The 18,367-nt window shown below is 61.9% G+C and carries 13 protein-coding genes and 1 pseudogene; 5 read left to right on the top strand and 9 right to left on the bottom strand.

Annotated features, from left to right (window positions below; translation table 11 throughout):
- Genes AACY30_RS17350 through AACY30_RS17340 form a run of 3 tightly spaced genes read right to left on the bottom strand, consistent with a single transcriptional unit; the run spans window position 1 to window position 2,947 of the window.
- Window positions 1-1,482: an aldehyde dehydrogenase gene (locus tag AACY30_RS17350; RefSeq protein ID WP_339468798.1), complete on the bottom strand. Its 1,482-nt coding sequence runs from the start codon at window positions 1,480-1,482 to the stop codon at window positions 1-3.
- Window positions 1,479-2,312 carry an alpha/beta fold hydrolase gene (locus AACY30_RS17345; protein WP_339468797.1) on the bottom strand — a complete coding sequence of 278 codons (834 nt, stop codon included), beginning with the start codon at window positions 2,310-2,312 and terminating at the stop codon, window positions 1,479-1,481. The genes AACY30_RS17350 and AACY30_RS17345 overlap by 4 nt, the downstream gene beginning before the upstream one ends.
- A 44-nt stretch (window positions 2,313-2,356) precedes the next feature.
- A complete protein-coding gene (locus AACY30_RS17340) occupies window positions 2,357-2,947 on the bottom strand; it encodes an amino acid synthesis family protein (protein WP_049708911.1) in 591 nt (196 codons plus the stop codon).
- Between the two features lie 511 nt (window positions 2,948-3,458).
- Between AACY30_RS17340 and gabP the strand changes: the two genes are divergently transcribed.
- Together gabP and AACY30_RS17330 are read left to right on the top strand one after the other, a co-directional pair.
- Window positions 3,459-4,868: a GABA permease gene (gene gabP / locus AACY30_RS17335; RefSeq protein ID WP_339468796.1), complete on the top strand. Its 1,410-nt coding sequence runs from the start codon at window positions 3,459-3,461 to the stop codon at window positions 4,866-4,868.
- Complete coding sequence (locus AACY30_RS17330; protein WP_339540813.1) at window positions 4,865-5,941, top strand: GlxA family transcriptional regulator; 1,077 nt, start codon at window positions 4,865-4,867, stop codon at window positions 5,939-5,941. The genes gabP and AACY30_RS17330 overlap by 4 nt, the downstream gene beginning before the upstream one ends.
- Window positions 5,942-5,943: 2 nt before the next feature.
- Here AACY30_RS17330 and AACY30_RS17325 read toward each other — a convergent pair whose 3' ends face one another.
- The 4 genes from AACY30_RS17325 to AACY30_RS17310 all read right to left on the bottom strand — a co-directional run bounded on the left by AACY30_RS17325 (window position 5,944) and on the right by AACY30_RS17310 (window position 11,042).
- The gene (locus tag AACY30_RS17325; protein WP_339540812.1) at window positions 5,944-7,287 is read right to left on the bottom strand and encodes a c-type cytochrome; all 1,344 of its coding nucleotides are present in this window, start codon (window positions 7,285-7,287) and stop codon (window positions 5,944-5,946) included.
- Between the two features lie 16 nt (window positions 7,288-7,303).
- Window positions 7,304-9,529, bottom strand: coding sequence for a xanthine dehydrogenase family protein molybdopterin-binding subunit (locus AACY30_RS17320; protein ID WP_339540811.1), 2,226 nt, complete (start codon window positions 9,527-9,529; stop codon window positions 7,304-7,306).
- Window positions 9,529-9,984, bottom strand: a complete 456-nt coding sequence (locus tag AACY30_RS17315) for a (2Fe-2S)-binding protein (protein WP_339540810.1) — start codon at window positions 9,982-9,984, stop codon at window positions 9,529-9,531. The genes AACY30_RS17320 and AACY30_RS17315 overlap by 1 nt, the downstream gene beginning before the upstream one ends.
- 149 nt (window positions 9,985-10,133) lie before the next feature.
- A complete protein-coding gene (locus tag AACY30_RS17310; protein ID WP_065876275.1) occupies window positions 10,134-11,042 on the bottom strand; it encodes a LysR family transcriptional regulator in 909 nt (302 codons plus the stop codon).
- Window positions 11,043-11,148: 106 nt separating this feature from the next.
- On the opposite strand from AACY30_RS17310, the pseudogene AACY30_RS17305 reads away from it, so the two are divergent.
- Both AACY30_RS17305 and AACY30_RS17300 read left to right on the top strand, forming a co-directional pair.
- Window positions 11,149-12,509, top strand: a pseudogene (locus AACY30_RS17305) (MFS transporter).
- Window positions 12,506-13,780, top strand: a complete 1,275-nt coding sequence (locus tag AACY30_RS17300) for a glucarate dehydratase family protein (RefSeq protein ID WP_339540809.1) — start codon at window positions 12,506-12,508, stop codon at window positions 13,778-13,780. The pseudogene AACY30_RS17305 and the gene AACY30_RS17300 overlap by 4 nt, the downstream one beginning before the upstream one ends.
- 54 nt (window positions 13,781-13,834) lie before the next feature.
- Here the strand turns inward: AACY30_RS17300 and AACY30_RS17295 are convergent, their stop codons facing one another.
- Window positions 13,835-15,517, bottom strand: a complete 1,683-nt coding sequence (locus AACY30_RS17295) for an AMP-binding protein (protein ID WP_339468790.1) — start codon at window positions 15,515-15,517, stop codon at window positions 13,835-13,837.
- Between the two features lie 172 nt (window positions 15,518-15,689).
- Window positions 15,690-16,625: a LysR family transcriptional regulator gene (locus tag AACY30_RS17290; protein ID WP_339540808.1), complete on the bottom strand. Its 936-nt coding sequence runs from the start codon at window positions 16,623-16,625 to the stop codon at window positions 15,690-15,692.
- Window positions 16,626-16,734: 109 nt separating this feature from the next.
- On the opposite strand from AACY30_RS17290, the gene AACY30_RS17285 reads away from it, so the two are divergent.
- Window positions 16,735-18,234, top strand: a complete 1,500-nt coding sequence (locus AACY30_RS17285; RefSeq protein WP_339468789.1) for a CoA-acylating methylmalonate-semialdehyde dehydrogenase — start codon at window positions 16,735-16,737, stop codon at window positions 18,232-18,234.
- Window positions 18,235-18,367: the final 133 nt, after the last annotated feature.

Raw genomic sequence — 18,367 nt, 5'->3', positions numbered from 1 at the left:
TTAACGCATCACAAAAGGATCAGGCATGGGCGCCTGGGAGAGGTTGATCCACACCGTCTTCAGCTCGGTGTAGGCGAGTACCGAATCGATGCCGCTTTCACGTCCGTAGCCGCTGTTCTTGAAGCCGCCGATGGGCGCCATGGCCGAGACGGCACGGTAGGTGTTGACCCAGATGATGCCCGAACGCACGTCGCGGGCCAGGCGATGGGCGCGGCCCAGGTCACGGGTCCAGATGCCGGCGGCAAGGCCGAACTGCGAGTCGTTGGCGATGGTCAGCGCTTCGGCCTCGTCCTTGAAACGGATGACCGACGCCACCGGACCGAACACTTCTTCCTGCATGATCTTCATCGAGTTGCGGTCGCACTCGAACAACGTCGGTTCGTAGAACCAGCCTTCGCCAAGGTTCGGCGGGCGCTTGCCGCCGGTACGCAGGCGTGCACCTTCAGCGATGGCATCCGCCACCAGGCCTTCGACCACGGCCAGTTGCTGTGCGGTGGCCATGGGGCCCATTTCACTGGCGTCGTCCTGAGGATTGCCGATGCGTATGCGTTGGGCGCGCGCCACCAGGCGCTCGACGAACTCGTCGTAGATTTCATCCTGCACCAGCAGGCGCGAACCGGAGACGCAACTCTGGCCCGATGCAGCGTAAATACCGGCAATCGCACCATTGATGGCGCTGTCCAGATCCGCGTCGGCAAAGATGATATTCGGTGACTTGCCGCCCAATTCCAGGGACAACTTGGCGAAGTTCTCCGCGCTGCTGCGCACCACATGCCGTGCCGTGGCCGCGCCGCCGGTAAAGGCGATCTTGCGCACCAGCGGGTGGCGGGTGAGGGCGGCTCCGGTACTGGGGCCATACCCTGTGACCACGTTGACCACGCCAGGTGGGATGCCCGCTTCCAGGGCCAGGCGCGCCAGCTCGAGGATGGTCGCCGAGGCATGCTCGGAGGGTTTGATTACGATGGTATTGCCTGCTGCCAGGGCCGGCGCGAGTTTGATCGCGGTCAGGTACAGCGGGCTGTTCCATGGAATGATCGCGGCGACCACGCCCATGGCTTCGTGCACGGTGTAGGCGAAGAGGTCGGGCTTGTCGAGGGGCAGCGTGCCGCCTTCGAGCTTGTCGGCCAGGCCTGCGGTGTAGTGGAAGAACTCCGGCAGGTAGGTGACCTGGCCACGGGTTTCGCGGATCAGCTTGCCGTTGTCGCGGCTTTCCAGCTGGGCCAGTTGCTCTTTGTTCTCGGCGATCAGGTCTCCGAGGCGGCGCAGCATTTTACCCCGCGCGGTGGCAGTAAGGCCACGCCAGGCCGGGCTGTCAAAGGCCGTTTGGGCAGCCTGTACGGCGCGCTCCACGTCCGCTTCGTCGGCGTCGGGCAGTTGCGCCCAGGGCTCGGCCAGGGCCGGGTTAAGGCTGTCGAAGGTCTTGCCGGAAAGGGCATCGACCCATTCACCGCCGATGCACATCTGGAAGCGTTCAAGCATCATGCAACGATCCCCTTTATTGGATTATTGTGGGCGTATACGGTGTCAAGAAACCCCAGCAGCAACTGATTGACCAGGCGCGGCGATTCCACCGGCATCATATGCCGTTGCTCAGCCAGCACCGCAACCGTGGCACCTGGAATACGATCGGCGAGTTGCCGGGCCATTTCCGGCGTTGAGCCGGGGTCCAGTTCTCCGGTGGCGACCAGGGTGGGGGCACGCAGACCCTTGAGGTCATCGGCGCGGTACATGTCCTGGGTTGCAAACAGCTCATACGTGGTCAGGTAGCCTTGGGGGTCGTTGCCCGCAAGGGTCTGACGCAACGCGGCGATCTGCGCTGGGTTGGCCGCCTGATATTCGCGGCTGAACCAACGCGACAGCGCCGATTCGGCATTCGCATCCGGCCCGTGTTCGGCGGCCTGGGCGGTGCGTTCGATCACGCCGGCACGCTGCTCGGGGCTGCGGTTGAACACACTGTTGAGCACCACCAGGCTTTTGAGGCGGTCGGGGTAGTGCAGGGCAAACGCTCGCGCCACCAAACCGCCCATGGAAAACCCGATCACAGTGGCCTGGGGCAGTTGCAGGTGGTCGAGCAGCTCCAGCAGTTGGTCGGCATAACCCAGCAGCGGCGTGCCGGCGGCCGGGCGCGGGCTGGCGCCATGGCCGAGCATGTCGTAGGTGATCACGCGGTAGTTTGTGGCTAGGCCAACGACTTGCCCGCCCCACATTTCTTTGTTCAGGCCCACGCCGTGGATCAATACCACAGGCTGGCCTTGGCCGGTCGCCAGATAACTGGTGCCAGCCGGGGTGCGTTCAGCGGTGAGCCGAATCATGGAGCGCTCCTGCATGCCTTTTCTTATTGGGGTGCTTGCCTGGCTTACTGGGCCTTTTCGGCGGCCAGTTCTTCCAGGTCGATATACCGGTTGCCGATGCGCGGGTGCAGGCGGCCGCCATCGGCGCAACCCAGCACCACGACAATTTCATCGGCCCGCGGCGCGTCTTCGATCTGCATTTCCAGAGTGATGTAGTGCGAGCGAAGGCCTTCGTCGTCCTTGTGCATCATCGGGATTTGGATCGAGGTGCCCGGGCCGCCACGCTTGTTGGTGAAGCTCAGGTAGCTCTTGGCTTTTACGGCTTCACGGTAATGGTTGCCGAAGCGCAGGGTATGGATGATCGCGCTGGCATGTTCTATCTCGCCGTCGGCACCGACAACAGCCGCTTTGCCGTAGGCCTCGATGTTCTCAGCACCACCGATGATGCCCACCAGGCGCTCGACCATCAGCGCGCCGAGGTCGGAGCAATTGGCACGGATCTCCGGCTTCAGATCTTCGACGAAACCACGCCCCAGCCAGGGATTTTTCAACACCACGGCCAGACCCACCATTTTCACGGGGGTGTCGGAGGCCTTGCCTCCTTCGATAAAGGTTTCTTCTACGTAGCTGACGATCTTGCGGATTTCGAAACTCATGGCTGCTCCAACGGGATACGATTGGTTTGCGTATGATGGTATACCATAATACCAGAAGCGCAAGAGTCAGAAATGAACCGAGGACGGAGTGATGCGATGAAAGGTCGAAGAGATGACTTGTTGTGGAGGGGGGTAAACGTCTCCTCATCAAGGTAAGTTTGTGGAGCAGGGAGCATCAAGTGGTCATGAACGTTGTCGACAACCAGCAGGGCACCGATCCAATACCTGAGTTCGCCTTCAGAAGGACGCCTGGCAACATCGATCTGATCCCGACGGTTTGCCTGCCAGTACCCACAAGGCTTACAAGCCGGGGCTCCGCGAGAGTCTGCCCATAACAGAGCGGCATAAACGCAGGCCGTACACCGATGTCGATATCAGACCAATCCCTGCCGCTTTCAGGCTGTTTTCAGTGAAGTCAGGCCGCGTAAGGTGACCCATCATTAAGAAATGATGATCGCCTGACCCTTCAGTCAGTACGCCCTGACGTCGATCACCGAGAACAACAAAAACAATGAATAGCCTGAATTCCAACGATTCGAACGGCCAGTTGGCGCAGGGCTTCAAGCCGCGTCATGTCACCATGCTTTCCATTGCGGGCATTATCGGCGCGGGGTTGTTCGTCGGTTCCGGACACGCGATCGCCGCGGCTGGGCCGGCGGTGCTGCTGGCCTATCTGTTCTCCGGCACGCTGGTAGTGCTGGTTATGCGCATGTTGGGGGAGATGGCGGTGGCCAACCCCGATACGGGGTCATTCTCGACCTATGCCGACCAGGCCATCGGCCGCTGGGCCGGGTTCACCATCGGTTGGTTGTACTGGTGGTTCTGGGTGCTGGTGATCCCCATCGAAGCCCTGGCCGCCGGGCATATTCTCAACCAGTGGTTCCCACAGATCGACGCTTGGCTGTTTGCCTTGCTGTCGATCTTTTTGTTGGTGGTCACCAATCTGTTCAGCGTGTCCAAGTACGGTGAGTTCGAGTTCTGGTTCGCCATGGCCAAGGTAATTGCGATCATCGGCTTCATCGGTCTGGGCTTCGCGGTTTTGATGGGCTGGATTCCCGAGCGGGAGGCCAGTGGGTTGAGCCGGTTGATGGAGGAACATGGCGGTTTCGCGCCCAACGGGCTGTCGGCAGTGGTCGGGGCTTTCATCACGATCATGTTCAGTTTCATCGGTACCGAAGCGGTTACCATCGCGGCGGCCGAATCCAGTAACCCGGCGCAGAACATCGCCCGGGCCACGCGCTCGGTGATGTGGCGCATCGGCGTGTTCTATCTGTTGTCGATTTTCGTGGTGATTTCCGTGGTGCCATGGAATGACCCGCTGTTGGCGTCTGTAGGGTCGTATCAACGGGCACTGGAGCTGATGAACATTCCCCACGCCAAACTGCTGGTTGATGGGGTGGTGTTGATCGCCGTGGCCAGTTGTATGAATTCCTCCATCTACATCGCCTCGCGCATGCTGTTTTCCCTGGGCAAGCGGGGCGACGCACCCCAGCTGATGAGGAAGACCTCGGCGGCGAGCGTGCCAAGGGCGGCGGTGATCGCCAGCACGATCCTGGGCGCGGGAGTGACCCTGTTCAGCTACTTCGCGCCGGCCGGGCTGTTCCACTTCCTGCTGGCCAGTTCGGGCGCCATCGCCTTGCTGGTGTACCTGGTGATCGCCATTTCCCAGTTGCGCATGCGCAAGATCCTACGACAGCGCAACGTCACGCTGACCTTCCAGATGTGGCTGTTTCCGTGGCTGACCTGGTTGGTCATTGCGTTCATCTGTACCGCATTGACGGTGATGTTGGTGACCCCCGAGCACCGTTCTGAAGTGTCCTCGACAATCGGCCTGGCCTTGATAATTTCCCTGATTGGCTTGCTCACCGCGCGGCAGCCTGAACGCGCGCAAAAAACAGTGGCCGCAGCTTCGCAGCCATGAGTGCCCGTCCTGTCAGCAGCATCGTTTTCGTTCTGCTGGACCAGTTCACCTTGATGTCACTGGCGGCTGCAGTCGAGCCCTTGCGCATGGCCAATCAGTTGTCCGGCCAGGAGCTTTACAAGTGGCATACCGCGAGCCCGGACGGCAACCCTGTGTGGGCCAGTGACGGCGTGCCCATCACGCCTGACGGTTCGATAGTCAGCGTGCCGCCCGCCGACATTGTGATTGTCTGTGGCGGCATCGGCATCCAGGGCACCGTGACTGGCGAACTGGTCAAGTGGTTGCGCAGCCAGGCGCGTTACGCCAAGCGATTGGGCGGTATTTGTACCGGTAGCTTTTTGTTGGCTCGGGCCGGCTTGTTGGATGGCTATGAATGCAGCGTGCATTGGGAGTGGTTGGCCGCCATGCAGGAGGCCTTCCCACGGGTGACTGTCAGTTCCAGCCTGTTCAGCCTCGACCGGGACCGTCTCACCAGCTCGGGCGGTACCGCGCCCTTGGACATGATGCTGCACTTGATCGGTCGGGATCACGGGCATGAGCTGTCGGCGGCCATTTCCGACATGTTTGTGTACGAGCGGATCCGCAACGAGCAGGACCATCAGCGCGTGCCCCTCAAGCATATGCTGGGCACCCAGCAACCCAAGTTGCAGGAACTCGTGGCATTGATGGAGGCGAATCTGGAGGAACCGATCAACTTGGACGAGCTGGCCGCGTATGTCGCGTTGTCGCGTCGCCAACTTGAGCGCATGTTCCAGAAGTACCTGCACTGTTCGCCTTCGCGCTATTACCTCAGGCTGCGGCTGATCCGTGCGCGGCAGTTGCTCAAGCAGACACCCATTTCAATCGTGGAATTGGCCGTGCTTTGTGGCTTTGTGTCCACGCCGCACTTCTCCAAGTGCTACCGCGAATACTTCGGCGTACCGCCCAGCGATGAGCGTTCAGTCACGGACAGCGAGCGATCCGTCGCGCTCAAGCCGGTGCTGCACGCGTTGCCTTCGCCTGCGCCCATGAACGTGTTGGAGCAGGCGCGGGGCGAGGCCACGTTTGCCAGCGTGAAAAACCTGAAGTCCTGAATTCAGCGCATATGCAGGATGATCGGGCTGCTGCTCGCCGGGTCGGTATGCCCGCGCAGCTTGCCCACCGCCTTCGCGTCCACCGTGCCACCCTGATTACCCCAGGTTCCGCGCACGTAGCTCAGAACTTCAGCGATTTCCTGGTCGGACAATTGCTCACGAAACGCAGGCATGCGGTAGGCGTCCGGTACACCGGCCGCGACTACGCGTTGCGAGCCGTTGAGGGTGATGTTGATCGCGGAGGCGCTTTCCTTGGCCAGTGCCGAAGTGGCGCCGGCCAGCGGGGGCATCCACTCGGGCTGGCCCTTGCCGTCCAGGCCATGGCACGAGGCGCAACGGGTCGCGTAAGTACGGGCGCCGGGGACGTCCTGGTTCGTGGTCACCGCCTGATACTGCCAGGGCGTGCCGTCGCGCTGCGGGTCGCCAGGCAGCGACTTGAGATAGCGAGCGATAGCGGCCAAATCGTCGTCCTGCATGAACTGCGTGGAATTGTTAAAGGCTTCGGTCATAGAGCCGTAGACCACCGCATGCGCGTTACGCCCGGTCTTGAGGAACTGCACGATCTGCGGCTCGCTCCAGCGCCCTAGCCCAGTATTGGGGTCCTGGCGCAGGCTCGGTGCGTACCAGCCGTCGAGCAGGGCGCCGGCGAGGAACGGCTTGCCGGATTCATCCAGCGCTTTTTCGTTAAAGGCCAGGCCGCGTGGCGTGTGGCAGCTGCCGCAGTGGCCGGGGCCTTGAACGATATAGGCGCCGCGGTTCCACAGTGCGTCCTGGTCTGGCTTGGCTGCATAGGTGGCAGTGGGGGCGAACACGCCATTCCACAGCGCGATCGGCCAGCGCATATTCAGCGGCCAGGGAATATCGCTGGGGATATTCGGTTGGTTGGCCGGCTGTATGCCCTGCATGAAGAACGCGTACAGCGCTTTTATATCGTCATCGCTGAGTTTTACGTAGGACGGGTAGGGCATGGCCGGGTACAGCCGTCGCCCACCCGGCGCCACGCCATGGCGCACTGCGCGGTCGAAGTCAGCCAGGCTGTAAGTGCCGATCCCGGTGTTTTTGTCCGGCGTGATGTTGGTGGCGTGAATCGCCCCCAACGGCGTGGCCATTTCCAGCCCCCCGGCGAACGGTGCCTTGCCTGCCAAACTGTGGCAGGCCACGCAATCGCTGAGGCGGGCGACATACTCGCCACGGCTGACCAAGGCGGGTTCGAAGCTGGCACCCGCCTGTTCCTGTTCGAACGCAGTAGCAGGTTCACGGGTGACATACCAGGCCAGCAGGCCTGCGGCAGCCAGGCAGGGCAGCGCCAGCCAGCCTGCGGTTCTTGCGAATCGACGGTTGTTCATGGGCGTTTCCTGAGGGTCAGCTGAAAGTGTGTCGGCTCAAGGGCAGGCTGCGCACGCGCTGGCCCGTCAACTGCGCCACCGCATTGGCCACGGCCGGTGCCACGGCGGGCAACGGCGGTTCGCCGATACCGCCCATTTTTTCGCCACTCTCGACCACCCGTACATGCACCCGCGCCATCTGTGCGGGCGCCAGGATCGGGTACAGGTCGTAGTTGCGCGCCCGTGGTTTTCCATCCACGTACACCGCTTCTTCCAGCAAGGTCTGGGACAAGCCCAACGCCACGGCACCATTGACCTGCGCCTCGACAATCGCCGGGTTGACGATGCTGCCCGGGTCGATGGCCTGCCAGATATCGTGCACCTTGACCTTTCCATTCTCGATGGACACTTCGGCGATCGCTGCCGTGTGGGAGCCGAACGGTGAGGCCATGGCCACGCCGCGAGCGCGTCGGGTACCGTCCTCGGCGGTGAAGGGGCCACGCTTCCAGCCACCGGACAATTCACCCGCCGCTTGCAGCAACGTGGTCAGCCGTGGGTTGTCGCGCAGCAGATGCAGGCGCAGCTCATAGGGATCATGTCCGCCTTTGTCCGCCAGTTCGTCGAGAAACGACTCATAGAAGAAGTCGTTGAGCGAGTTGCCCACCGAACGCCAGTAGCCGAGCATGGGCGCGCCTTTGACGTAGATCTGCGCGATGCGTTTGTTGGGAATGGTGTAGGACTTGCCCGACAACCCTTCGAGGGCCGTGGGGTCGATTTTATCGCCCTGCTTGCCGGCCAGCGCTTCGGCCGGGCCTTCGGTCGCGCTGACCGCTTCGATGGCCACCGGGAAGCCTTTTTCATCCAGCGCAGCGCGGAACTGGACCACGGCCAGCGGGCGCAGCACGTCGCGCAGGAATTCTTCTTCACGGCTCCAGATCAGCTTGATCGGACGCCCCACGGCCTTGGCCAGCGCAATGGCCTGGGGGAAGGGATTGGCGGAGTCATACAGAAAGTGCCGCCCAAAAAAGCCGCCCAGCAGTGGCGAGTGCAGGGTGATTTTGTCGAGGTCGAGGCCGGTGCGCTTGGCGATGTCGGCGCGGAACATGTCAGGCGCCTGGTTAGGCAGCCAGATCTCCAGGGTGCCATCGGGGTTGAAGCGTGCGAGTGCCGACGGCGGCTCCAGTTGGGCGTGGTTGAGGTATTGGTTGTGATACGTCGCTTCGATTTTGGTCTTGGCGCCTGACAAGGCGGCGGCCACGTCACCTTCGTTTTCGTCGTCACGGGCCGGGCCTTGCTGGGCAGCGAGGAAGTCGCGGTGCTTGTCGCTGGAGAAGTCTGCCGGCATGACGCGCAGTGTCGAGTCGGCAGCCGCTTCTTGCCAGTCGACCTGGACCGCTTCAACCGCACGCTTGGCGTGCCACCAACGTTCAGCCACCACCGCCACTGCGCCGGGCAGCACGTGCACCGAATGCACGCCTTTCATGGCTTCCACTTGCGACTGGTTACGCACACTGCCCACGGTCATGCCCAGGCGTGGCGCATGCTGGACCGCCGCGTGAAGCATGTTGTCGACTTTCAGGTCGATGCTGTATTGCGCCTTGCCGGTGGATTTGTCGTAGGCATCCAGGCGTTTGACCGGCTTGCCGATCCAGCGGAACTGGCTTGGGTCGCGCAGCGTGACGCTGGCCGGGTCGGGCACTGGCATGTCCAGAGCGCGACTGGCCAATTCGCCGTAGCCCAACGAACGGCCGGAAGCCGTATGTACCACCCGGCCAGGCTGGGTGGTCAGTTCCGCAACCGGTACACCCAACTGCGCGGCACCGGCTTGCAGCAGCATCGCGCGGGCGAGGGCGCCCAGGCGGCGCATGGTCGGGTAGCTCATGCGCACCGACATGCTGCCGCCGGTGATGCGCAGGCCGTTGTCCATCACCACATACGCTTCGCCGGGTGGCGCGGCTTCGACGATGAACGTGGCGGGGTCGGCATCCAGCTCTTCGCCGACAATCTGCGCCATGGCGGTGTGGGTGCCTTGTCCGCCTTCCATGAACGGACTGAGCAGGCGCACCGTGCCGTCCGGGCGAATTTCAAGAAACGCTGGCACCTGAGTGCCCCGTTCTGCGGCGTTGGCCGTGGCCGCCTGCACCCTCGACGAGCCAAGCGGCAGGCCGAAACCGATCACCAGCGCGCCCACCGCCGTGCTCGCCAAGAAGCGGCGGCGCGACAGGTTTACCGGTGCCTCGAGCAGTTCATTGAGGATGCCCATCAGACGCTCTCCTGCTTGGCCAGTGCGTCGACCGCCACATGGATGGCGTTATAGGTGCCGCAACGGCACAGGTTGATCATTGCCGCATCAATCTGCGCTTTACTAGGGGCGGGACTGTGTTTGAGCAGCGCAGTCGCGGCCATTACCTGCCCGGACTGGCAATACCCGCATTGCGCCACCTGATGCTCGACCCAAGTCGCGACCACGCGCTTGCCCACCTCATCGTCTTCAATCGCTTCGATGGTGGTGATTTCACGCCCGACCACTCCGGCCACTGGCGTGACACACGAGCGCACCACATTACCGTCCACCAGCACCGAACAGGCCCCGCACTGGGCCAGGCCGCAGCCGTATTTGGTGCCGGTCAGGCCCAGGTCGTCGCGGATCACCCACAGCAGGGGCGTGTCAGCGTCGGCTTCGACCTGATAGGTTTTCTGGTTGATTCGTAATTCCATGGCTCACCTGCTGATCATCGGTGTATGCGGCCATTTTTAGTATGAGGTTGCGGCGGCCGCTTATTGTCGAACTCTAGACCACGGTGCAAGGGCTATCTATCCGAAATCCGAGAAGTCGGAGGATCAGGCAAGTATTCAAGAGGATTGAGCTAGCGTGCCTGATCCCATTCTTGACGTACCGCACTGCGAATCCCGTCCAGCAACATTGCAAATGCCGGGTTGTCGTTGTTCTCGCGCCAGATCAAATGCAGCTCACTCTGCGCCCCTTCACCCAAGTCGATATCGCGGAACACCACGTTCTTGAACACCACACTGCTGGCGCAACGTGGCACCAATGCCAGGCCCATGCCCGCATTGACCAGCGCCAGGATGGTCAGGGATGACCCCAGCCACTGCACAAACTCCGGCGCCACGCGCGCTGAGCGCAGCAGGCCGGTGAGCAGTTCGTTGAACGGCGGGTAGGCCGAGTGGGCGTACATCAGGAAGGGCTGGGCGTCCAAGTCGTGCACGCTGACCGTCTCGGCATTGGCCAGCCGATGGCTGCTGGGAACTGCCAGCACGAAGGGCTCGCGCACCAGGCACTCGGTGGCGTAGCCCGGCTCCAGCAGCGGCGCGCGGACGATCCCCAGGTCGATCCGGCGGGCGCGCAGCGCTTCATATTGCTGGTAGGTGTTCATCTCTGACAGGTCGATCTTCACCTGGGGCTGCCGGAGCCGCGCCTCGGCGATCACGCGTGGCAAAAACTCGTACACCGCGCTGCCGACGAAGCTGATATTGACCGTGCCGATATCGCCCTCTGCGAAACGACGCGCCGTCACCGCCGCTTGCTGGGCGCGCTCCAGCAAGTTCTGCGCCTCGATAAAAAATGCGCGGCCGGCAGCGGTGAGGGCAACGCTGCGGGTGGTGCGGGCAAACAGTTCGACCCCCAAGTGATGTTCCAGCAATTGGATCTGTCGGCTGAGCGGCGGCTGGGTCATGTTCAGCCGTTCGGCCGCCCGCCTAAAATTCAGCTCAGTGGCCACAGTGGTGAAGCAACGCAGTTGAGTGAGCTCGAACATTGATCTAATCCAGGTATCAATCGGATGCCAAGTTAGATTAGACGGGATCAATGCCCGGCGTCCATGATCAACGCGTCCCTAAAAAAACAATGATTGGGAGTTGCCCTTGGACACTGTTCAGAATCCGCCAGATCCGACCGTGCTCGCCCGTGCGGCCACCAAGGTCAAGCGTCATGTACTGCCATTATTTGTGGTGATGTTCATCGTCAACTACATCGACCGGGTCAACATCGGCTTTGTGCGCAGCCATTTGGAGATCGACCTGGGCATTGGCGCGGCCGCCTACGGCCTCGGTGCCGGTTTGTTCTTCATTGGCTACGCGATCTTTGAAGTACCGTCCAACCTGCTCCTGCAGCGCTACGGCGCAAGGGCCTGGCTGACGCGCATCATGTTCACCTGGGGCGCGGCCGCGATGGCCATGGCCTTCGTCAAAGGTGAAACCAGTTTTTATATCTTGCGCTTTGTCCTCGGCGCCGCCGAGGCGGGGTTTTTCCCCGGTGTCATCTACTACTTCACCCAGTGGCTGCCAGCCTCCGAGCGTGGCAAGGCGATGGCGATTTTCCTCAGCGGCTCTGCGATTGCCTCGGTGATCTCAGGCCCGGTGTCGGGGGCCTTGCTGCACATCAATGGGTTTAGCCTGCATGGCTGGCAGTGGATGTTTCTGATTGAAGGGTTTGCCTCGATCGTGCTCTGTGGCTTTGTATGGTTCTGGTTGCAGTCCCGTCCCGATCAGGCGAGGTGGCTCAGCGCAGAGGAAAAACACGCGTTGGTGAGTGCTATCGAGGCGGAACAGCTAGCGCGTGAAGCCGTCCGGACTGTCCGGCCCTCAATGTTCAAGCTCCTCGCCGACAGACAGATCGCGCTGTTTTGCTTTATTTACTTTTCCATCGCCCTGACCATCTATGGCGCCACCTTCTGGCTGCCCAGCATGATCAAGAAAATGGGCAACCTGGGCGACTTCCAGGTGGGCTTGTTCAATTCGATTCCCTGGTTGATTTCCATCGTCGCCATGTACGGTTTCGCCGCCCTCGCCAGCAAATGGAAACATCAGCAGGCATGGGTTGCGCTGATGCTGGTGATCGCCGCCTTCGGTATGTTCATGTCTACCACCGGCGGGCCGGTGTTTGCCTTTGTCGCCATCTGTTTTGCCGCGATTGGCTTCAAGGCCGCCTCTGCCTTGTTCTGGCCAATTCCCCAGGGTTATCTGGATGCCCGGATCGCCGCGGCGGTGATTGCCTTGATCAATTCGGTCGGCAACCTGGGAGGCTTTGTCGCCCCACCACCTTTGGTTTGCTGGAACAGACCACCGGCTCCATCGAAGGCGGGTTGTATGGCCTGGCCGCTACCTCCCTGGCGGCGGCGGTGGTGGTGTTTTTTGCGCGCACCGCACCACGGGGCACCGTGCCCCCCACACCGACTGCACATCAGCACGCCTCGCGTCCAGGCCCACAGGGAGCAGCCTCTTGAAAATCGTCCGCGTTACCGTCACGCCCATCGCCTTTCGCGACCCCCCGCTGCTTAACGCCAGCGGTATCCACGAAGCCTTCGCACTGCGCTCGATCATCGAGGTCGAGAGCGACACCGGCTACATCGGCCTTGGCGAAAGCTACGGCGATGCCCCGGCGCTGGCGATCCAGCAACAGGTGCAGCCGCAACTGATCGGCCTCGATCCCTTCAACCTGAACGGGCTGCGTGCGATCGTCCAGGCCACGGTGGCCGCGCACAGGCCCGTGAGCCTCAGCGGCGCAGAACTGGCGCCGGGCTCTCACGCCAGCAAGGCCGTGAGCAATGCCTATTCGGCGTTCGAAGTGGCCTTGCTCGATCTGCAGGCCCACGCCTTGAATGTACCAATGGTGGATTTGCTCGGTGGGGCTATCCGCGACCGGATTCCGTTCAGTGCGTACTTGTTTTTCAAGTACGCCGAACACATCGACTCGCCCTACAAGCCTGACAGCTGGGGCGAAGCGCTCAACGAACAGCAGATCGTTGCCCAGGCCCGGCGGATGATCGAAGCCTACGGCTTCAAAAGCATCAAGCTCAAGGCCGGCGCGCTGGAACCGGAACATGAGGTGCGGTGCATCAAAGCGCTGAAAAAAGCCTTCCCCAGCGTGCCGCTGCGCATCGACCCGAATGGCAATTGGTCGCTGGAAACCTCGATTCGCATGGCTGAACTGCTGGGCGATGACCTGCAGTATTACGAAGACCCGACCCCGGGCCTGGAAGGCATGGCCGAGCTGCACAAACGCACCGGCTTGCCCCTGGCGACCAATATGGTGGTCACCGATTTTGACGAGTTCCGCCGCAGCGTTGCCCTGGACAGCGTGCAGATCGTCCTCGCTGACCATCATTACTGGGGCGGCCTGCGCGACACCCAGGTGTTGGCGAAGATGTGCCAGACCTTCGGCCTGGGCGTGTCGATGCATTCCAACTCACACCTGGGCATCAGCCTGATGGCGATGGCCCATGTGGCCGCGTCGGTGCCCAACCTTGATTACGCTTGCGACACCCATTACCCCTGGCAGGAGCCGGACGAGGAAGTCATCAAGGGCGGCAAGGTGCCGATTGTCGATGGCTGCGTGACGATCACCCGTGCCCCGGGGCTGGGCCTGGAACTTGACCATGACCAACTGGGCAAGCTGCATGAGCAGTACCTCAGTTGCGGCATTCGCCAGCGCGACGACGTAAAGCAGATGCAGCGTTACCAACCGGATTGGAAGACTGTGAAACCGCGTTTCTGAAGCTGGTCGCTTCGCTTTGCCCGGCAACACACATGTGTGTCGCCGGGCTTTTTTTCAGCCAAAATCTTCTTCGAAGTGTTCCTGTTCGCCCCGCGTATCACTCTGGCGACGCAGTACTTCCATCTGGCGCAGTTCCACCCGACGGATTTTCCCGGAAATGGTCTTGGGCAGTTCGGTCACGAATTCGATACGCCGCACCCGCTTGTAGGGCGCCAGATGTTCGCGGGCGAAGGCGAGAATATGCCGGGCCAGCTCGGCGCTGCCGGGGGCGTCATGGGCCAGGATCAGGAAGGCCTTGGGCACGGCCAGGCGCAATGGATCGGGGCTGGGCACCACGGCCACTTCCATCACTGCCGGGTGCTCGATCAGCGAGCTTTCCAGCTCGAATGGGCTGATGCGGTAGTCGGAGGCCTTGAACACATCGTCGGCGCGACCGACAAAGGTGATGTAGCCGTCGGCGTCGACCTGCGCGGTGTCACCGGTGCGGTAATAACCGTCACGCATGACTTCTGCAGTTTTTTCCGGGCTGTCTTCGTAGCACAGCATCAGGCCGAGCGGGCGCACGTCCAGGGGCAGGGCGACTTCGCCTTCATTGGCGGGGTTGCCATCCGGGTCGAGCAGGGCCACTTGATAGCCCGGCAGCGGGCGGCCCATGGAGCCTGGCTTGAGCAACTGCCCGGGCGTGTTGCCCACCAGTGCGGTGGTTTCCGATTGGCCGAAGCCATCACGCAGCGGCAACCCCCAGGCCTGCTGGATCTGCTCGATGATTTCCGGGTTCAGCGGCTCACCGGCGCCGACCAGTTCGCGCAGGTTCAGGCGCGATTTGTAGCTGGCCAGATCTTCCTGAATCAACATACGCCACACGGTGGGCGGCGCGCACAGGCTGGTCACGCCGTAGCGTTCCAATGCACTGAGCAAGGCCGGCGCGCTGAACCGCGCGACGTTATGGATAAAGATGCAGGCGCCGGCGTTCCACGGCGCAAACAGGCAGCTCCAAGCATGCTTGGCCCACCCCGGTGAGGAAATATTCAGGTGCAGGTCGCCCGGTTGCAGGCCGATCCAGTACATGGTCGACAGGTGCCCAACGGGATAGCTCTGGTGGCTGTGCAACACCATCTTCGGTTTTGATGTGGTGCCCGAGGTGAAATAGAGCAGCATCGGGTCGATGGCCAGGGTGCGGCCTTCGGCTTCAAACTGCTCGGGATATTCACAGGCGGCGCTGTGTGGGAACCAGCCGGCGGGCGCCGAACCCACGCAGATGCGGCTGCAGCCTTCAGCCAGCCCGGCGAATTTGCTCACATGCGCCTCGCCGACCACCAAGTGACGAACCTGCCCGCGCTCAATACGGTCACGCAGGTCGTCGGCATTCAGCAGGGCGGTGGCGGGGATGACCACTGCACCGAGCTTGAAGGCGGCGAGCATGGTTTCCCAAAGCGCCACATCATTGCCGAGCATCAGCAGTACGCGATCACCGCGCCCAACCCCGTGGGCGCGCAGGTGGTTGGCCACTTGGTTGGAGCGTGCGGCCAGTTGCTCGAAGCTGTAGCGCTGCTCGCTGCCGTCTTCCTCGACGATCCACAGCGCATTGGCCGCATTGCCCTTCGCCATGGCGTCGAAATAGTCCAGGGCCCAGTTGAATTCGCCCAGTTGCGGCCAACGGAAATCCCGTACGGCGGTGGCGTAGTCGGTGCGGTGAGCGAGCAGAAAATCCCGAGCGGCCAGGAAGGGCTGGGTCATGGTGGCTGTCCTTAATTATTGTTGTGGGACTGGCCCTCGGCTGAACCGAGAGGCTGGACCGAGTATAGGCACGCATAAATCAGAGAAGAACGCCCAAAAATACCGGTGCGTTGTGCAAAAAAGTCATGCTCAGCCTTCCAACATGACGGTGCCTACGCGCAAGCGATGGCCGTCAATCAAACCTGAACCCACCTGACAGTTTTTCCTTAAGGAAGCCCACCAATGCCGTCACCGACTTGGGCACATGCGGTGAATACGGCCGGATCAGGTAGATCTCATCGGCAAACGCGCCCTTGAGCGTCCAGCCCTTGAGCACCTGTACCAGCTTGCCGCTGGCCAATGCGGCATGGGCGCTGAAGTCCGGGAGCAGGGCGATGCCCAGGTGGTTGAGGGCCGCATCGCGCAGGGCTTCGCTGTTGTTGGTGGCAAAGCTGCCGGCGATGGGCACGGTAAGGCACTCGACGTTTTTGCTGCCGCGCTCAAAGGTCCACGCCGGCTGGTCGGTGCCGCGCGGGTAGAACAGGCAGTTGTGGGCTGACAGGTCGCCAGGCTCACGGGGTTCGCCGTGGCGTTGCAGGTAATCGCGGGTGGCGACCAACACCGAGCCGGTGTCGCACAGCTTCCACGCCACGTGGGTTTCCGGCACCTGGAAGCCGTGGCGCACGGCGAGGTCGTAGCCCTCGGCTGCCAGCGAGCTCAACGCATCCGACACATCCAACTGGATACGTACTTGCGCAAACTGCTGCAGGAATTCCGCCAGGTGTGGCACCAACTGCTGCCTGGCGAAGGCCACCGGCGCGGTCAAGCGCACCAAACCACGAATCTCGCCGGCAGAGTCGCGCACCGACGAGAAGCTGCGCGCGATCTGCTCATAGGCACTGCGGACCTCCCGGGTCAGCGACAGCCCGGCATCGGTGAGCCGTACGCTGCGCGTCGTTCGCGTGACCAACCGCGTACCGGTAGCTTTTTCCAGGTCCGAAATGCGCTGGCTGACGGCGGACTTACTCACCCCCAGGCGCGCGGCTGCGGCGGTGTAGGTGCCTTGTTCTTCCAGCACCGACAGCCAGTGAATGTGGGTCCACAGCCCTTCGATCTCAGACTTTTCCATGCGGGTATTGTTCGCTTGTATGGACAATAAGTTCTGGATTCTGCTCTGGTTTGGAACAAACCGAAAGCCTATCGTGTGTCCCAACGCTACCCACCTGGGATCTACTGCCATGACTAAAACAATCGAGCACTACATCAACGATCAGCGCGTGTCCCGCGATGATCGCTATCAGGACGTCTACAACCCGGCCACCGGCGAAAAGACCGGCCGCGTCGCCCTGGCCAGTCACCAGACCGTGTCCGAAGCCGTCGCCGCCGCCCAGGCTGCCTTCGCCGACTGGGCCGACACCCCGCCAATCCGCCGCGCCCGCGTGCTGTTCGAATACCTGCACCTGCTGCGTGCACGCAAGGATGACCTGGCGCGGATCATTGTCGCCGAGCACGGCAAGGTCTTTACCGACGCCCAGGGTGAAGTCGACCGTGGTCTCGATATCCTCGAATTTGCCTGCGGCATTCCGAACTTGCTCAAGGGCGAACACTCCGACCAGGTTTCCCGTGGCATGGACAACTGGACACTGCGCCAGCCGCTGGGCGTTGTAGCCGGTGTTACACCGTTCAACTTCCCGGTGATGGTGCCGATGTGGATGTACCCGATCGCCATTGCGGCGGGCAATACCTTCATCCTCAAGCCAAGCCCGACCGACCCAAGCGCATCGTTGTTCATGGCCGAACTGCTGCGTGAAGCCGGCTTGCCCAAGGGCGTGTTCAACGTCGTGCAGGGCGACAAGGAATCGGTGGACGCGCTGATCGAACACCCGGACGTCAAGGCCGTGAGCTTTGTTGGCTCCACGCCGATTGCCCAGTACATCTACGAAACCGGCGCGCGTAACGGAAAGCGTGTGCAAGGCCTGGGCGGCGCCAAAAACCACATGGTAGTAATGCCCGACGCGGATATTGAAAAAACCGTCGACGCCCTGATGGGCGCCGCCTACGGCAGTGCCGGCGAACGCTGCATGGCCATCTCCGTCGCCGTGCTGGTGGGTGATGTGGGTGACAAAGTCATCGCCGCCTTGACCGAGCGTGCCAAGCAACTGCGCATCACCGACGGCCGCGACCTCAAGGCCGAAATGGGCCCGATCGTGTCCCGCGCGGCGCTGGAGCGTATCAGCGGCTACATCGAACAAGGCGTACAGGCCGGTGCGCAACTGCTGCTCGACGGGCGCGACTACGTGCCCACCGAAGCGGGCCTGGAAAACGGCTTCTGGCTCGGCGCGACCTTGTTCGATCACGTGACCCAAGAGATGAGCATCTACCGTGAAGAAATCTTCGGCCCGGTGCTGGCGTGCGTGCGCGTAAGTGACTTCGCCGAAGCGATCAAACTGGTCAACGACCACGAATTCGGCAATGGCGTGAGTTGCTTCACCCGCGACGGCAATATCGCCCGCGAGTTTGCACGGCGGATTGAAGTGGGCATGGTCGGCATCAACGTACCGATCCCGGTGCCGATGGCATGGCACGGGTTCGGCGGCTGGAAGAAGAGTTTGTTCGGCGACATGCATGCGTATGGCACGGAGGGTGTGCGGTTTTACACCAAGCAGAAGTCGATCATGCAGCGCTGGTCGGAGAGCATCGAGCAGGGCGCGGAGTTTGCGATGCCGGTGTCGAAGTAAGGTTGAACAGATGCTGTAGGACCCAATGTGGGAGGGGCTTGCCCCTCCCATTTTTTTTTGCCCGCACAAGGGTTGACGTTTTGGTGAATGCCGAATACTGTATATAAACACAGTGTTTAAGCGCTGATCGAAC

Source organism: Pseudomonas sp. RA_5y_Pfl1_P24 (assembly GCF_963970945.1).
GTDB classification, from domain to species: domain Bacteria; phylum Pseudomonadota; class Gammaproteobacteria; order Pseudomonadales; family Pseudomonadaceae; genus Aquipseudomonas; species Aquipseudomonas tritici.
This window is presented reverse-complemented; position numbering and strand designations above follow the sequence as displayed.

Bases quoted from the DNA above. Each gene is read 5' to 3' on its own strand.
- gabP (WP_339468796.1), top strand. From the start codon at position 3,459: ATGAATAGCCTGAATTCCAACGATTCGAACGGCCAGTTGGCGCAGGGC.
- AACY30_RS17285 (WP_339468789.1), top strand. From the start codon at position 16,735: ATGACTAAAACAATCGAGCACTACATCAACGATCAGCGCGTGTCCCGC.
- AACY30_RS17330 (WP_339540813.1), top strand. From the start codon at position 4,865: ATGAGTGCCCGTCCTGTCAGCAGCATCGTTTTCGTTCTGCTGGACCAG.
- AACY30_RS17340 (WP_049708911.1), bottom strand. From the start codon at position 2,947: ATGAGTTTCGAAATCCGCAAGATCGTCAGCTACGTAGAAGAAACCTTT.
- AACY30_RS17290 (WP_339540808.1), bottom strand. From the start codon at position 16,625: ATGGAAAAGTCTGAGATCGAAGGGCTGTGGACCCACATTCACTGGCTG.
- AACY30_RS17295 (WP_339468790.1), bottom strand. From the start codon at position 15,517: ATGACCCAGCCCTTCCTGGCCGCTCGGGATTTTCTGCTCGCTCACCGC.
- AACY30_RS17315 (WP_339540810.1), bottom strand. From the start codon at position 9,984: ATGGAATTACGAATCAACCAGAAAACCTATCAGGTCGAAGCCGACGCT.
- AACY30_RS17310 (WP_065876275.1), bottom strand. From the start codon at position 11,042: ATGTTCGAGCTCACTCAACTGCGTTGCTTCACCACTGTGGCCACTGAG.
- AACY30_RS17320 (WP_339540811.1), bottom strand. From the start codon at position 9,529: ATGGGCATCCTCAATGAACTGCTCGAGGCACCGGTAAACCTGTCGCGC.
- AACY30_RS17350 (WP_339468798.1), bottom strand. From the start codon at position 1,482: ATGATGCTTGAACGCTTCCAGATGTGCATCGGCGGTGAATGGGTCGAT.
- AACY30_RS17325 (WP_339540812.1), bottom strand. From the start codon at position 7,287: ATGAACAACCGTCGATTCGCAAGAACCGCAGGCTGGCTGGCGCTGCCC.
- AACY30_RS17345 (WP_339468797.1), bottom strand. From the start codon at position 2,312: ATGATTCGGCTCACCGCTGAACGCACCCCGGCTGGCACCAGTTATCTG.